Annotated in this window: 15 protein-coding genes; 7 read left to right on the top strand and 8 right to left on the bottom strand. The window is 52.2% G+C overall.

Features of this window, described 5'->3' with window-relative positions:
* Nucleotides 1–3: 3 nt before the first annotated feature.
* The 5 genes from A3GO_RS24265 to A3GO_RS24255 all read right to left on the bottom strand — a co-directional run bounded on the left by A3GO_RS24265 (nucleotide 4) and on the right by A3GO_RS24255 (nucleotide 4013).
* On the bottom strand, nucleotides 4–924 hold the full coding sequence (locus A3GO_RS24265; RefSeq protein WP_051302506.1) for a type IV pilus biogenesis protein PilM: 921 nt from the start codon (nucleotides 922–924) through the stop codon (nucleotides 4–6).
* Nucleotides 925–1044: 120 nt separating this feature from the next.
* Entirely contained in the window at nucleotides 1045–2409 is a 1365-nt protein-coding gene (locus A3GO_RS0116915) for an ATP-binding protein (protein ID WP_245621767.1), read from the bottom strand.
* On the bottom strand, nucleotides 2409–3092 hold the full coding sequence (locus tag A3GO_RS0116910) for a response regulator transcription factor (protein ID WP_029134409.1): 684 nt from the start codon (nucleotides 3090–3092) through the stop codon (nucleotides 2409–2411). The genes A3GO_RS0116915 and A3GO_RS0116910 overlap by 1 nt, the downstream gene beginning before the upstream one ends.
* Nucleotides 3093–3101: 9 nt before the next feature.
* Nucleotides 3102–3407: a PepSY domain-containing protein gene (locus tag A3GO_RS25460; RefSeq protein WP_051302504.1), complete on the bottom strand. Its 306-nt coding sequence runs from the start codon at nucleotides 3405–3407 to the stop codon at nucleotides 3102–3104.
* 63 nt (nucleotides 3408–3470) lie between these two features.
* Nucleotides 3471–4013, bottom strand: a complete 543-nt coding sequence (locus tag A3GO_RS24255) for a glycine zipper 2TM domain-containing protein (protein ID WP_051302501.1) — start codon at nucleotides 4011–4013, stop codon at nucleotides 3471–3473.
* A gap of 410 nt (nucleotides 4014–4423) precedes the next feature.
* Here A3GO_RS24255 and A3GO_RS0116895 point away from each other — a divergent pair, with 410 nt between their 5' ends.
* Both A3GO_RS0116895 and A3GO_RS0116890 read left to right on the top strand, forming a co-directional pair.
* On the top strand, nucleotides 4424–6760 hold the full coding sequence (locus tag A3GO_RS0116895) for a DUF1631 domain-containing protein (protein WP_029134408.1): 2337 nt from the start codon (nucleotides 4424–4426) through the stop codon (nucleotides 6758–6760).
* A 21-nt stretch (nucleotides 6761–6781) separates the two neighbouring features.
* Nucleotides 6782–7120, top strand: coding sequence for a PilZ domain-containing protein (locus A3GO_RS0116890; RefSeq protein WP_029134407.1), 339 nt, complete (start codon nucleotides 6782–6784; stop codon nucleotides 7118–7120).
* 14 nt (nucleotides 7121–7134) lie between these two features.
* On the opposite strand, the gene A3GO_RS0116885 is transcribed toward A3GO_RS0116890, so the two are convergent.
* Nucleotides 7135–7776 (bottom strand): lytic transglycosylase domain-containing protein, encoded by a 642-nt coding sequence (locus A3GO_RS0116885; RefSeq protein WP_029134406.1) that lies wholly within the window; start codon nucleotides 7774–7776, stop codon nucleotides 7135–7137.
* A gap of 511 nt (nucleotides 7777–8287) precedes the next feature.
* On the opposite strand from A3GO_RS0116885, the gene A3GO_RS24250 reads away from it, so the two are divergent.
* The 5 genes from A3GO_RS24250 (at nucleotide 8288) to A3GO_RS25455 (ending at nucleotide 11717) form a co-directional block, all read left to right on the top strand.
* A complete protein-coding gene (locus A3GO_RS24250; RefSeq protein ID WP_037375726.1) occupies nucleotides 8288–8749 on the top strand; it encodes a GNAT family N-acetyltransferase in 462 nt (153 codons plus the stop codon).
* Nucleotides 8746–9273, top strand: a complete 528-nt coding sequence (locus A3GO_RS0116870) for a DUF7931 domain-containing protein (protein WP_051302499.1) — start codon at nucleotides 8746–8748, stop codon at nucleotides 9271–9273. Before A3GO_RS24250 ends, A3GO_RS0116870 begins: the two co-directional genes overlap by 4 nt.
* Before the next feature lie 15 nt (nucleotides 9274–9288).
* A complete protein-coding gene (locus tag A3GO_RS0116865) occupies nucleotides 9289–10110 on the top strand; it encodes a hypothetical protein (RefSeq protein ID WP_029134403.1) in 822 nt (273 codons plus the stop codon).
* 124 nt (nucleotides 10111–10234) lie between these two features.
* Nucleotides 10235–11053: a mechanosensitive ion channel family protein gene (locus A3GO_RS0116860; protein WP_029134402.1), complete on the top strand. Its 819-nt coding sequence runs from the start codon at nucleotides 10235–10237 to the stop codon at nucleotides 11051–11053.
* Nucleotides 11054–11345: 292 nt separating this feature from the next.
* Nucleotides 11346–11717, top strand: coding sequence for an SEL1-like repeat protein (locus tag A3GO_RS25455; RefSeq protein ID WP_051302497.1), 372 nt, complete (start codon nucleotides 11346–11348; stop codon nucleotides 11715–11717).
* Nucleotides 11718–11804: 87 nt separating this feature from the next.
* Here the strand turns inward: A3GO_RS25455 and A3GO_RS0116845 are convergent, their stop codons facing one another.
* Both A3GO_RS0116845 and sat read right to left on the bottom strand, forming a co-directional pair.
* Nucleotides 11805–13079, bottom strand: coding sequence for a bifunctional O-acetylhomoserine aminocarboxypropyltransferase/cysteine synthase (locus tag A3GO_RS0116845; protein WP_029134401.1), 1275 nt, complete (start codon nucleotides 13077–13079; stop codon nucleotides 11805–11807).
* Nucleotides 13080–13381: 302 nt separating this feature from the next.
* Nucleotides 13382–14569 carry a sulfate adenylyltransferase gene (gene sat / locus A3GO_RS0116840; protein ID WP_029134400.1) on the bottom strand — a complete coding sequence of 396 codons (1188 nt, stop codon included), beginning with the start codon at nucleotides 14567–14569 and terminating at the stop codon, nucleotides 13382–13384.
* Nucleotides 14570–14772 lie beyond the last annotated feature (203 nt).

Here is a 14772-nt window from a genome sequence, read left to right as displayed (position 1 = left end):
ACCTCAGTCACTCCTCAGGGCCGCGCCGATGGCAGGCAGACAACGATAGAGAACAGCCGGGTCAACTGTATCCAGACCATCAAGAAACCCCGTCAGATCGAACAGCCTGACTTTTGCAGCCAGACTTTCATCCGCGAGAGCCTGCAACTGGTACTTCCTGGATTCGGGCGCGATCACCGAGATCGTCGGCACTGCCCCGAGTCCGAACTGACTTTCGTGATAATCCAGCGAACGCTGCAGTTCAAGTACCAGCGAATCAAGCTGTTCCTGCAACCCAAAACCGCCCTGTTCCTCAAGGTCACTACCGCTAATCTCGATCCGCCGATTAAGATAGAGCGTATCGCCCTGTACAATCTCAATCAGTCCATAACGCGGCGGCAGATAGAGCAGCGCCTGGAAACCCTCCTCACCCCCGGTGGCCGCAAGCACATTACGCAGCGCCAGTTCGGTGATATCGATAGCCACGATTTCCAGTCCAAGTGACTCCAGTTTATCGACGTACTGCTGAATCAGGCTGCGTTTCACAACTACCACATACATCATTCGCGGGCCGCTGCGGCGCTGTGAGACCGGGAGGTCAAAAATATCCAGCACCGCGTCATCAATGTGGTAATCCAACAGATCCTTGATCCGCCAGCGAATAGCGCTTTTCAGCTCTTCATGTTCAACCTCGGGAGTTTCCACCTGGAAAAGGGAATAGGAATTCGGCGGTAGCACGGCCACCACAGGGGCACCGCGCAATCCCTGTGCCTTGACCGCGTGTGAGAGCTCAACTTCGGCATTCGTGCCGGTTGTATAGAAATTACAATTTTCCAGGCGGCGCTGTCCCGCGACCTGATTGACCGACACCAAAGAGAGGCCGTCGGAATGAAATCCCACCCCCACCTGGAGCGTCGCCTGCGCTCTCTTTTTCGTAAAAAACATCGAGTTTTCAATCCCATCCACGTCTCGGACAGAACAGGGACTGTCCGACTCTGCGTACATTCCAATATAACGGCTGGAAAATCAATGGCTTTAGTGTTTTTTTTATTATTTCAGATCAACTTAGTTCGTCTGGAGCCGGCCAGGCATCCAGATAGCGATCCTGGCACCACCCAGATCACTCTCACCGATCTCAAGATCGCCCCCGTAAAGGCGCACAATTCCACTGGCGACGGAAAGCCCTATCCCCTGCCCGGGCATTTGCTGATCCCCACGCTCTCCCCTGCGCAGCACCCTCTCTCTCACCTCAAAAGGGATACCCGGACCATCATCAGCAACACAGAGGCGCACACCCTTTGTCGGCAACCGCTCAGTGTCCGACTCCAGGAAGATAGCTACGGTAGTGTTGGCATATTTGAAGGCGTTTTCCAGGATATTTCCCAGGCATTCCAGCAGATCACCCTGCTCACCCGGAAATAGAACATCTTCAGCCACCTCACAGAGACAGTTGATCCCCTTGTCCCGGTACACTTTCTGCAAGGTACTGACCAACCGGTCTATTTTGGGGCGCAACAGTGTCTTGTGTGTAAGACCGGCACCTCGCCCGGCCGCAGCAGCCGATTTCAGCTGATACTGCACGATGTCATTCATTCGCGGAACCTGTTCGGAGACCGCTTCCCGGAGTAATCGCGCATCCCCTCCTTCGGCGGCTCCCTGCAGTACCGCCAACGGCGTCTTGAGGCTATGTGCGAGGTCACCCAGACTGTTCCTGTAGCGATCCCGACTGGTCTCGCCATGCTGGATCATGGAATTGATCCCATCCGTCAATCGGCGCAACTCTCGGGGATACGCACCTTCCAGCCGTTCCCGCGTACCCGATTCAATCATGCGCAGATCCAGTGCCACCTCACGCAACGGCTTAAGTCCCCAGCGCAACACCACGCCCTGCACCAGCAAAAGAATGAGCGCGGCACCACCCAACCAGATCAGTATGGTCTTTCTGAAGGCGGCGACCCGCTCCTGCAGACCGAATGCGCTTTCTGCGACAACAAAAAGATAGGCAATCTCGGCGCCTGCATCGTCCTCCCAGAGCAGGGAATAGGCGAGCAAATAGAGCGGCTCATCGGCCGGCAGATAGACAAAATGCGGCTGTCCGGATGCTACACCGCCAGGCATGGGCAGCCTTCGACCTACCGCCGATGGGGAGTGCCACTGATATTCACCCTTTTCACCACTGACCTGGGCATAGAGTCCGGATGCGGGATTGGAAAAGCGCGGATCGGGCAGTGTTTCCGGTAGTCGCATCCGCCCCTGCGCATCCGTATCCGCGGCCCCAAGCAGGGCATAGATCTGACTCATCAGTTGGGTTTGCAGCGCATTCTCCGCACTGTCCCTGAAGGCGCGATCCAGGGCGAGAGCCCCCAGACCCAGAAATGCAGCAAGCACCACGGAGGCCGCCAGCAACAGTCTGCTATGGATCGATCGCATCAGGTGGCAGGCTGTTTCCGGGCAAAGCGATAGCCCCGGCCACGCAAAGTTTCAATAGGTTGCAAATTGCCGTCCGGATCGAACTTTTTTCTCAGCCGGCGAATAAACACCTCAAGTACATTGGAGTCGCGGTCAAAATCCTGATCATAAATATGTTCAGTCAGCTCACTCTTGGAGACCACCTTGCCCGCATGCAGCATCAGATATTCCAGCACCTTGTATTCATAGGCGGTCAACGCCACCTCCTGACCATCCAGGGTGGCAATCTGGTGCAGGGTATTGATTTCGATCGGCCCCCACGCAATCTGTGGCGAAGAAAATCCGGCCGAGCGTCGCAACAGCGCATTGAGGCGTGCCAGCAGCTCCTGCATATTGAAGGGTTTCACCAGATAATCATCGGCGCCGACCTCCAGCCCTTCAACCTTGTCCTGCCAGTTATCCCGCGCGGTGAGGATCAGGATTGGAAAGCTTATCTGTTTCCGGCGCAGACCCCGTATCAGTTCGATGCCCGAGAGCTTGGGAAGCCCCAGATCAATAACGGCCAGATCGAAGGGGTATTCCTCGCCAAAAAAAAGCCCCTCTTCGCCATCCTTCGCCACATCCACCGAATATCCCTCAGTAACCAGCCGTTGTTGCAGCTGATGTCTCAGGTTGGCTTCATCTTCGACGACCAGTATTCGCATGGCGACCCTTCAGCGCCGCCGCTTACCGGGTGACACCTCCGCTCCGGAACCGGCGTCAACCCGATAACGTTTCACTTCACCCCGGTCGGTGATAATTCTCACCCGGTGTTCACGGTTTCCCTGGTTATTCATGGTTTCTGCATGCAATACTCGCCCACCGGTCTTTTTTCGAATCCTTTCCACTGCCGAATCCAGGTCGACGCCATTCCCGCCCTTATATTCATCCCGGTTGTAGGCTCTGTTTCCCGAAGAGTTGTACTGCTGGGCCGCCAACGGCAGGCTTAACACCAAACCGGCCAGCAATAGTCCCACCATGATTCGGCACCGACACTTCAAAACCATACAATCCTCCCTAAGGGACGGTTAATAATCAGACTTTCAGTCATACTCCCGAAAACCATGGTTGTAACCACCGGCAGGGGTTACTGACACCTGTACATCGATAAATTTACCCGGATCCCGATCCGTACGTGTATGGAACACCTTACCTTTGTACTTGTATTTTACATCATAACCGACCAACTCCTCATGTTCCCGATAGTTATCCACCAGTTCACAACGCCGCTCACTGGTGACATAACCCTGTGTCGGTTTTTTGCCGAGGTCATTGCCGATCGAACCCCCTAACAGCACACCTGCTACAGTCATGGCATCCTTACCTCGTCCCTTGCCGAACTGATTACCGACCACGCCACCAACAATGGCACCCGCGATAGTCGGCGTATAGGAATCACTGCGTGAGCCTCCACGATGGCGGACACGCTCACTCCAGCAGTGTTCCTCCGGCTGATTGACCCGCACGATCTCATAGAGCGGCTGACTGCTGATTACCCGCGCCTTGTCGAGAAAACCATTGTCCGCCAACAGCATACCGGGAGCCGTAATAATGCTCAGCGCCAGAATAACGGTTCTTTTTTTCATGATTGCGTCCTTTTGTCATCAGGGGTGAGAGTCCAGTCCCTCACCGTTGATCACAGGATAAGAGGTGTTTCCTGAACCGTACCTGAACATAAAATCTTATTGATTTAGTTCTATGCCTCGCTCACCAAAGATGACTCATACACTCACAAAAATACTTAATAAGCAATTGTATTTAAAGAAATAAGTTTTACTTTAACCCTGACACACGCCCTTCCAAAATAAGGACACAGAGCCTTCCCAAGCACTTTAATAGAAATAATCTCTCGTACTCTTTTCATCCGTTTCCTTGCCAAAAAAAAGGAAACTGGGTAAAGATGGTCAGCGGACGTTATAACTAAAGCACTCCATGACCTGGCCGCTATCCCTATAAGCGCATGCCGCCATGCAATAAGGAGTCAAGGAAGTCATATATGGAAGAGTTGTCCCAAAAACCTCAAGCCACTCCATCAGGAAAAAAACATCAACAGATCCTGAATGAGTGTCGAGACATGGTGATGGTCTATCTCACCACCCAGCTTAATGAGCTTTTTGAACAGATTGAGCCGGTTTTTCTGGATTTTGCCAAAAAGGCGGAAACCAACGCATCACAAGCACGATTTTTTGAGGCCATTAATCACGTCCTGTCACTCAGGGATGTCATCGAACATGATTTCAGAGAGTCCATCGAACAGGGATTCAAGGCATTCACTCTGGGAAATCCGATCACCTATCCCAACTCACCGGTTGAAGAATCAACTGAAATTGAACTGGAAGTGATCGATAACGATGCGCTGGAGAAGCACATCGCGATTCAAAGCATGATTTCCAAAACCCAGTCCAACTGCTACCAGGAACTGTATGCCTTGGGCAAACGAATGGCAGTGCTACGTGGTGGTAGAAAGCTGGCTGAAGACGACATACCCGCCTGCCCTGCCCACACCGCAATCTCTTTTCAACAGGCTGCAGAGGCGCTGGATGTCGATAAGCAAATCCTGCTGATTATCTATTTTCTGTTTGGGAAATTTGTCCTGGGGGACGCCGGCAGCATCTATAAAAGCCTGAATGACACGCTGATCGAGGCAGGAATTTTCCCCAACCTCAAACTCAGTTCAATTATTCCGAGGCCTTCCAAGGAGGCAAATAATCAAACCAGCAACATGCTGGAACAGCCCGAATCAACCCACCCCGGGCAATTCGAAGCCAGGCAGCCGACTCCATCCCATATCCAGCACGGGGCAACTCCGGGGAGCGGCATTGCGCTGGGTGAAGAGCTGTTTCGATCAATCCATGATCTGCTAACCGCAAGAAGAGCTGCGGATCCGGACTACTGTAACCATCCTGAGTTTGCACCTGGCGGGAATACGGCTCAACTGAGGAGTGCCCCCGCCATTGTTCAGGCAATTGAACAGATTCAGCCACGATCCCAAGCGGACTATCTTCCAAACCCGGAAAGTGACGAAGGCATACCCCAATCCATCGAACTGGATACCAACCTGATCCAGAACGTACGGAAGACCCTGGAATCAGAAAGAAATAAAGTATTACACGATCTAAACAAAGACACTATTCCCACCGCCGATCTGGATACCATTGAACTGGTTGGCATGCTATTTGAGCAGGTGTTAAACGAAGAGGGGCTAGCCAATATTGCCAAGGCATTGATCAGCCATCTGCACACCCCCTACCTGAAAATCGCCATTCTGGATCGTACGTTTATTACGGATGAAGAACACATCGCCAGAAAGCTGCTGAACCTGATGGTCGACGCCGGCAAACTCTGGATTGATGAAGATGACTTGCGGCGCGGCATCTACTACCCGATGCAGGAGATTGTCAAAACCATCCTGACTGAATTCAAGAGCGAGCTATCGATCTTCGACGAAATGTTCTACAAACTCGAAAAACAGGCCAATGAACTGGAGTCCCGGGCCAAGATACTCGAGGAACGGAATCAGGAGGCTGCCAAGGGACGCGAGCGATTGGAGTCCGCCAGGCAGCAGGCCAGGGAGGTGATCAACGAAAGGATCAGGGGACGCAGCCTGCACCCGGTACTGGAGCGTTTTCTAAATCACGCCTGGCTGGACCGGATGATTCTGATGCTATTACGGGACCCTGAAGTGGAATCAAGCAAGGAGTGGTCTTCCGCCCTGGTGGTCATCGATAGCCTGGTCAAAGTAATTGATGCGAGACACAATCCAAAAGCAAGAGAGTGGCTGATAAAAAACCAGGCCAGCCTGATACAGCACATCAAGTCTGGACTGGACTCTTTGGGCAACTATCATCATCCTGATAGCAACGCCCTGTTCAAACTGCTCGACTCGGTAGTCAAAGAACAACCAGCCGTTCCCCGAGCCAGGGAAAAGACTGATGAGGCGGTCGAAATATCCCAACCGATCATCAAGCCCATAGCGAGCAAGGCAAAAAGCACGCCGGCACATCCGGCCAAGGATGAGCCAACGGAGGCGGAGAGGCAGATGCTGCTTAAATTGCGGGATATTAAATTTGGCACCTGGTTCGAACTGATCGATGACAATCATAAACTGCGTCGTCTGAAACTCTCCTGGTTCAGCCCTATCACCCGCAAGTACATGTTTGTCGACCGATTTGGCATCCAGGCTTACATCACGCCCTCCGATGAGCTGGCAAAACAGCTCTGCGCCGGTAAGGCAAGTATTATAAAGTCCACTGGCATACCTTTTGTCAGTCAGGCACTGAAGACCATACATGCCATTCTGCAAAAATCAATTGGTCTGAATCCCGCCGGTTAGGCTCAAACAAGGAAAACGGTAATGTCCGATAAACGCTCCAACCCAAGAAAAATCTGTGACGCCAGGATTGATATCCTTGATGCTGAGTCGAATGAAGTGATCGGAACTCTGGTAAATATCTCCGTCAGCGGGTTTATGATGATTTCCGAAAAATCATTGCCGGAAAATTATGTATTCCAGTTTAAGGTGGTCTTTTCTCCGGGTGCGGCAGATTCACATACCATACAACTCGGTGCGGAGAGCCTGTGGGTTCAGGAGGTGGAAGGATCAAACCAACGCTGGATAGGCTTTCATATTATCGATATATCAGACAGTGACAAAGCAGTCATCAGTGCATTAATTGGTGACTGGCGGGAGTAAACCCAAGCAGCGGATTATTCGAGGGCGGCAAATTGGCCAGACGACTGATTTTCCCTGTAGAGATCAAGTACCCGAACAACATAGGCCTCGGTTTCCGGATAAGGTGGTATGCTGTTGCCAAACCGCTTCACCGCGTTCTCTCCCGCATTGTAAGCTGCCAGAGCCAACCGCAAATCATTATTAAACATAATCAACAGATCACGTAGATAGGTAGCTCCCCCAGTCAAGTTGGACCTGGGATCCCAACTGTCATACACGCCGTAACGCTTTGCAGTATCCGGCATCAATTGCATCAATCCCTTGGCACCCGTACGCGAAAGCGCCCGTGGATCATAGGCGGATTCCGCCTTGATGACGGCATGTAGCAGGGCCGCTTTAAGCCGGACTTTTTTGGCAATCTCCTCGATCATGGGAGAATAGAGGTGGCGATTCCTTTCGCTTGATGCAATATCAATTCTTGAGCCGGTAGATTTTTTCTGCCGTGTTGGCGAGTGCCATAACAGTCGATAACCACTCCCCTTCATGGGACGGTCGGTGAAATGGAGTTTGCCGTTGCGATCCTCATACTTGTAGATATCCGCAACCGCCGAGACAGAGCAAAACAGCAGTCCCGCCAAGACCATCGCCCTGATTCCATGTCGCAATATTGTTTCCAACCCTTCTCCCCTTCAGCAGATAACCGACAAGCGTTATGTTGATGCTTCCCTATCTATTAGCGGCGGTATTGATTCAATCATAGACTGTCCGTGCGATCCAGGATAGCGTCCAGGCATAGCCAGGATGGCAATATCAACTCAGCAAAGGCAAGCTGCTACACAGATTCCACTTTTACCGTGCCAAGCACACAAATCATATCTCTCTGTTGACAGCGGAAAAACGGACCGCATTTTTTGTGAAACTCAACACAACTGCCAACACCACACTCAGCCATTATTAAACCCGACGATTGATGACAACGGCCACCCTCCCGCAAATCCTTACCCGGGCCGTTGTCGTTAATCTTCACTTGGGCCGAGATAAAAAGTAACACCCATCCACTAGCCGCCCTTAAGGCATCCATCGACCATTTCCAGCGAAACTTGAGCTTATACAGCATTCATGAATTCAGCTTAACCAAGACCTCCTCTATACTGTAAATATAGTTTATCAATTCAGCGGGAAGTTCAGATGCTCATCCAGGACTTTACGGTTAGCCAGGCTCACTGGCCAGAGAGTAAAACCATTCTGCGCGCCATCCGGGAATCGGTATTCATTATTGAACAGCAGGTACCAAAAGCACTGGAGTGGGATGACCAGGACGAATCCGCCCTGCATGCCATCGCCACAGATAGTGAGGGCAACGGCATCGGTACCGGCCGTGTCACTGGATCAGGCCAAATCGGCCGAATGGCTGTGTTGTCAGACTGGCGCAACCGGGGCGTTGGCAGTGCGCTGCTGGGTCAACTAATTGCGCTTGCCCGGAACAATGAACTGAAAGCACTTTTTCTGAATGCCCAGAAGCAGGCAATTCCGTTCTATCTCCGGCAGGGATTTCACCCTGTCGGTGAAGTATTTATGGAGGCAGGTATACCCCATCAACGAATGGAACGGGACAAAAGACAACTCAACGTCCGACAGGATTCACCATGAACAGCCCAACGGAAATAACCATTGACTCCCTGGTGCTGGGGGAAAGCAGAGAGCGAATGATCCTGCAGGGCCGCGAGCCGTTCAGACAGGCGAGCGAGAGCATCGCCCAGCAAACGAAATACCATCTCGACATCTTCACCTTTGATCTGGATAAACCCATCTACGACCAGACCCGGTTCCTCGATGCGGTGAAGCGGCTCGCCATCGAATGCAGGGGCATCGGCATTCGCATCCTGCTCCAGGATACTGAACGGGCGCGCCGGGAAGGGCACCGGTTAATCGATCTGTCGCGCAGACTCACCAGTAAAATAGAGATCAGGCGACCGCATGCTGACTATATTGATCACCCGGAAAATTTTATCATTGCTGACGGAATCGGCTATATCAGACGCCGGGCAGCGGGGCGCTATGAAGGTGAAGCAAACTTCTGTCATCCGATTGAATCCAGACTATTAACGGATTTTTTTACCGAAGTGTGGGAACGGAGTGAACAGGAAAGCAGCCTGCGCAGACTCTATCTTTAATCCGAGGATACAATCATGAAGCAGTCATTACTCCTGCTGATTCTTCTAATCTTTTGCGCTCAATCCGCAGCCGACTATCCACTGGAGATTATTCAACTGAAGAGCCGGCCCGTGGCGGAGATTATCCCGATACTCCAACCCTTCATAGACAATGACGGTTCAATTGCCGGGATGAATGATCAATTGATCATCCGCACTTCCCCAGACAATCTGGTGGAGATAAAGAAAATTCTTCAGCGTCTTGACCAACCACCCAAAAAGTTACAGATCTCTGTCAGACAGTCGACAGGCGAACACCAATCACAGCGGGCGGTAGAAGCGGATATTAATACCATGATTGGCAAACATGCCAAGGTAATTGTCGGCCAGCCACAAAACGGTGGCATACGACTGCGAATGAAAGAGGCGAGAACCAGAAGCCATCTGGATGCCACGCACACCCTTCAGGTGCTGGAAGGCTATCCTGCCTTTATCTCCACCGGGCAGTCAGTACCGGTGCCCGAGCAAACCACCATCATCAACAACAATGCATTCTATCAACAGACCACAACCCGCTATAAAAATGTTTCCAGCGGATTTTATGTAATTCCGAGGATCAATGGGTCCTTGGTAACACTTGAGATTAGTCCGCAAATGAACCGCACGGGCAACACCCAGGGCCACTATGAGATCCAGCAGGCGCACACCACCGTATCCGGCAGGCTGGGTGAATGGATCAGCATTGGCGGCGTATCTCAAGAATCCGTCGAGAATGGGCATGGCATATTGAAAAACACCCGCACGACAAACAGTGATGACAGAGCGATCGAGTTGTTGGTCGAAGAGATCGATCTCTGAAGAAATAGTGAGCTGTAATTCTTTACCTTTATTTACAATCTCCAGATGATTGAACCTGACATATGTCTGTTATATTAAGTAGGCTTTCCATTTAATCAAAAACAAATTCAATTAGGAGTTAGACATGCCTGAATTCATGGATCTTGAGAAGCTGGTAACAACCTTTGTCATCCCCTGGGGCATCAACATCCTGCTGGCACTGGCTACCTTTTTCGTTGGTCTCTGGGTGGCAAATATCCTGCTCAAGGTAGCCAAGAAACTGCTGACCAAGAGCAAACTGGATGTCATTCTAATCGACTTTATCACCTCCATTCTTCACGCGGTCCTGTTGCTGTTTATTGTCATTGCCGCCATGGATCAACTGGGCGTGGACACCACCTCATTGATCGCCCTGCTGGGTGCCGCCGGCCTGGCGATTGGCTTGGCCATGCAGAACTCATTGCAGAACTTCGCCGCCGGGGTCATGTTGATTATCTTCCGCCCCTTCAAAACCGGGGATTTTGTCGAGGCCGGCGGTACCGCCGGTGTGGTGGAAACAATCAGTATTTTCAGCACCATTATGCGTACCGGTGACAATCGGGAAGTCATAGTACCGAACGGGTCGATTTATAACGGCACCATCACCAATTATTCCGCCCGTGAGACCCGACGCATCGATATGGTTTTCGGCATTGGCTACCAGGACGATATTCGCAAGGCCAAGCAACTCCTGACGGATATCCTGAGTGCGGATGAGCGGGTCCTAAAAGAACCTGAGCCACTGGTTGCGGTGGGGGAACTGGCCGACAGCAGTGTCAATTTCAATGTCAGGCCCTGGGTAAAGAGTACTGACTACTGGGCGGTGAAATTTGATCTGACTGAACAGATCAAGCTTGCCTTTGATGACAATGGCATATCTATTCCATATCCGCAGATGGATGTGCACCTCGACAAGGCAGATTAAAAAACTGTGCCCGCCTCACCGCGGGCTCTTTTTTTGCCGTGCCGTGCGCTTCACCAAATATTTAATAGACAACCATATTGTTACTTGATTATTTAATAAATAGACAGACTACTAACAACCTTAGAGCCAACCAAGTTATTCACGCCCCTTCTCATCCTGGCCATTCTTCCACTGCGTCTTGATAAGGTGGGTAACAGTCACTGTAGCATCCGGCGAGCCGATCATCCCACCGCCTTCTAACCGCTGGCCGATTACATTAGAATAAGCTCTTCTGACCATTGAAGATGACATCATGAAACCGAATCGAAAATTGTTCCTCGCTGCTGCCTTGACGGCCCTCATTTCCACACCGCTCCACGCCGACCTTGAAGCGGGTCTCGAAGCCTATGCCAAAGGTGACCATGCCGAAGCGTACAGGCAATATAAACAAGCGGCGGAAGCGGGTGACGTGGATGCATTCGGCAAGCTGGCCGGGATGTATCTCTACGGCGTAGGCACTGAAAAAGACTATTCAAAGGCCTATATCTGGTTTGGCATGGCACAACACGGCGGGGATAAATACGCGGAAAAATTCAAGCTGGCCGCCTCCTCTGCCATGACCCTGGATCAGGTAAAGAAAGCTGAGGAAATCCTGGCGGACTACATAAAGCGGCTTGAGGATTAAACTGCCTGAGCAGAATTCGGAGCCCGACCTGTAGGCGTGATAAAACAAAAGTGGGCGGTCCAAAAGACCGCCCACGCTCGTACAGACTCAGCGCGAGGCGGTGAGCGCCTGATCAAGGTCGGCGATGATGTCGTCGATATGCTCAATTCCAATTGAGAGCCTCACCAAATCCTCACTCACCCCCGCCCTGGCCAACTCGTCTGGATTAAGCTGACGATGGGTCGTGGAAGCCGGATGACAGGCCAGGGTCTTGGCATCGCCGATATTCACCAGACGAACCGCCAGTTTCAGGGCATCGATAAAGCGTCCACCCGCCTCCTTGCCTCCGGTAATGCCGAAGGAGAGAATGCTGGAAGCCCGCCCACCCATGTATTTATCCACCAGATGCTTGTCGGGACTTCCCTCCAGTCCCGCGTACCGGACCCACTCAACCTGGGGATGGGACTGCAGATAGTTGGCGACCGCCAGGGCATTTTCACAATGACGATCCATCCTCACCGGCAGTGTCTCGATACCCTGCAGAACCAGGAAGCTGTTGAATAGTGAAATAGCCGCGCCCATATTGCGCAATGGCACCACCCGTGCCCGACCGATAAAGGCGGCCGGCCCCAGAGCCTCGGTATAGACCACACCATGGTAGGAGACGTCCGGCTGATTCAAGCGCGGAAAGCGATCCGCATGCTCTGCCCAGGGGAAGTTTCCTGAATCCACAATCACCCCACCGATAGTCGTGCCGTGTCCGCCCATGTACTTGGTCAAAGCGTGCACCACGATATCCGCGCCATGCTCGAACGGACGACAGAGATAGGGAGATGGGACGGTATTATCCACCACCAGCGGCACACCGTGGGCATGGGCCATATCTGCTATTGCCCCGATATCCACCACATTGCCTGCAGGATTGCCGATGGACTCGCAGAATACCACCTTGGTACGCTCATCAATCAATGCCGCCATAGCGTCAACATCCCTGGGATCGGCAAAACGGGCCTGAATCCCCAGTTGCGGCAAGGTGTGGGCAAACAGGTTGTAGGTACCACCGTAGAGGGTAGTAGTGGTAACGATATTGTCACCGGCCTCACACAGGGTAAAAATCGTGTTGGTAATGGCCGCCATGCCGGATGCCAGTCCCAATGCGCCAATACCGCCTTCCATCGCCGCCACGCGCTTTTCCAGCACGTCCGTGGTCGGGTTCATAATGCGGGTATAAATATTGCCCTGGACTTTCAGATCAAACAGATCGGCGCCGTGTTGGGTATCATCAAAGGCGTACGAAGTGGTCTGATATATCGGCACTGCTACCGCCTTGGTCGTGGGATCCGGTTCAAATCCCCCGTGTATCGCGACTGTTTCAATCTTCATCTAAGCACTCCTCCACTGTTTTTTTGCTATTGCCAGTCAAAATGACCTGCATCTTAACTGCTGAAATAACATGCTGTCGAATAACTATGAGTTCTGACAGACTCATCTGCAGATATCAAAAACTGGCTTCATCGACGATAAACAATGGATTCAAAATGACAGGCATTGCCTGAAATCAGGCGAGTTTAATCAGTGTCAATGGTGGGTTGGGATAGACCGGGAAGGTTGTCCGGAGGGGGACTGTTCAAAAAACGGGAGCGCGAATACCCCTCCGGCGCGAATACGCCAGAGGGGGCATAACATCAATTCAGCGACTGATAGTAATTCATTAGAATCTCGGCCACTTCCGGACGGGAGAATTCAGGCGGCGGCGCCATGCCCTGCCCCAGCATCTCACGTACCTTGGTACCGGAGAGCAGCACGAAGTCTTCCTTGCTGTGATCCGGGGCATCACGCATCATCACTACCCGATTCAGTTTCTTGGAATAGGCGGTGTGATCGGCCCTGAAGATCTCGATATCCAGAGCATCTGCCGGCACCTCGGTATCGAAGATCGTCTGGGCATCGAAGGCGCCGTAATAATCACCCACACCGGCATGGTCCCGACCGATAATGAAGTGGGTTGCGCCCATGTTCTGCCGGAAATAGGCGTGCAGAACCGCTTCACGAGGACCGGCATAGAGCATATCGAAGCCATAACCGGTGATACAGACGGTGTTGGGCGGGAAATAGAGCTCAGCCATCTTGCGAATCGCCGCGTCCCGAACCGGAGCAGGGATATCGCCTGGCTTCAGCTTGCCCAACAGCATGTGAATCACCACACCATCGGCCTTGACTGCATCCATGGCCATCTTACACAACTCTTCATGCGCCCGATGCATCGGATTGCGGGTCTGGAAGGCGACAATTTTCTGCCAGCCGCGTTCCTGGATCTCATTACGGATCTCAACGGCGGTACGGAAGGTATCCGGAAAATCCGTCTGAAAATAGCTGAAGCTCAACACCTGGATCGGACCGGAGATTGCGTAGCGTCCCTGGCTATTAAACGCCGCCACACCGGGGTGCTCCGGATCGGTGGTGCCGTAAACCCGACGGGTCATGATCTCCATCTGCTCATCCGAGACCTGCTCGATGGTATTGATGTCCATGACGGCCAGGACCGGATTGCCTTCCACATTCGGATCCCGCAGCGCGATACGTCCCACGCCCTGGAGCTCATCCACACTCTCCAGCAAGCAGAGCACGGGCACCGGGAAGAAACTGCCGTCGGACATTTTCATATGCTCGGCACAGCCCATGGCGTCACCAACAGTCATGTAACCTTTCAGGGGATTGAAATAACCAGCGCCCAGCATCACCGCGTTGCCTGCGGCCTGGGAGCTGATAATCACCGACGGCAAAGACTCGGCCTCATGCATCAGTGCATGATGTTTATCAGTGTCATAGACAAAAAGCGGCTGAAGGGTATCGGATCCGACAGGCTTGATCATCTCTCTAGATCTCCTTAGAACAGTTTATCGTTTAATATTTTTGTATCCGATTACAATAAAACCATGCAATCGGGTAGCTGTAGAAATCAGCGGGATACTCATCCGATCCGGTCATGATCCCAATCTGGTTCCACTGACAGGACCTTGGCCGATTGAGCAACGGCATCGCACCCAATATAAATTCAGGGCATACCCTACCACAT

Origin of the sequence: Sedimenticola selenatireducens DSM 17993 (genome assembly GCF_000428045.1) — a bacterium.
GTDB lineage: Bacteria > Pseudomonadota > Gammaproteobacteria > Chromatiales > Chromatiaceae > Sedimenticola > Sedimenticola selenatireducens.
The sequence above is the reverse complement of the archived record's forward strand: the minus strand, read 5'-3'. Positions and strand labels throughout refer to the sequence as shown.

Bases quoted from the DNA above. Each gene is read 5' to 3' on its own strand.
- A3GO_RS24265 (WP_051302506.1), bottom strand. From the start codon at position 924: ATGTTTTTTACGAAAAAGAGAGCGCAGGCGACGCTCCAGGTGGGGGTG.
- A3GO_RS0116915 (WP_245621767.1), bottom strand. From the start codon at position 2,409: ATGCGATCGATCCATAGCAGACTGTTGCTGGCGGCCTCCGTGGTGCTT.
- A3GO_RS0116910 (WP_029134409.1), bottom strand. From the start codon at position 3,092: ATGCGAATACTGGTCGTCGAAGATGAAGCCAACCTGAGACATCAGCTG.
- A3GO_RS25460 (WP_051302504.1), bottom strand. From the start codon at position 3,407: ATGGTGGGACTATTGCTGGCCGGTTTGGTGTTAAGCCTGCCGTTGGCG.
- A3GO_RS24255 (WP_051302501.1), bottom strand. From the start codon at position 4,013: ATGAAAAAAAGAACCGTTATTCTGGCGCTGAGCATTATTACGGCTCCC.
- A3GO_RS0116895 (WP_029134408.1), top strand. From the start codon at position 4,424: ATGGAAGAGTTGTCCCAAAAACCTCAAGCCACTCCATCAGGAAAAAAA.
- A3GO_RS0116890 (WP_029134407.1), top strand. From the start codon at position 6,782: ATGTCCGATAAACGCTCCAACCCAAGAAAAATCTGTGACGCCAGGATT.
- A3GO_RS24250 (WP_037375726.1), top strand. From the start codon at position 8,288: ATGCTCATCCAGGACTTTACGGTTAGCCAGGCTCACTGGCCAGAGAGT.
- A3GO_RS0116870 (WP_051302499.1), top strand. From the start codon at position 8,746: ATGAACAGCCCAACGGAAATAACCATTGACTCCCTGGTGCTGGGGGAA.
- A3GO_RS0116865 (WP_029134403.1), top strand. From the start codon at position 9,289: ATGAAGCAGTCATTACTCCTGCTGATTCTTCTAATCTTTTGCGCTCAA.
- A3GO_RS0116860 (WP_029134402.1), top strand. From the start codon at position 10,235: ATGCCTGAATTCATGGATCTTGAGAAGCTGGTAACAACCTTTGTCATC.
- A3GO_RS25455 (WP_051302497.1), top strand. From the start codon at position 11,346: ATGAAACCGAATCGAAAATTGTTCCTCGCTGCTGCCTTGACGGCCCTC.
- A3GO_RS0116845 (WP_029134401.1), bottom strand. From the start codon at position 13,079: ATGAAGATTGAAACAGTCGCGATACACGGGGGATTTGAACCGGATCCC.
- sat (WP_029134400.1), bottom strand. From the start codon at position 14,569: ATGATCAAGCCTGTCGGATCCGATACCCTTCAGCCGCTTTTTGTCTAT.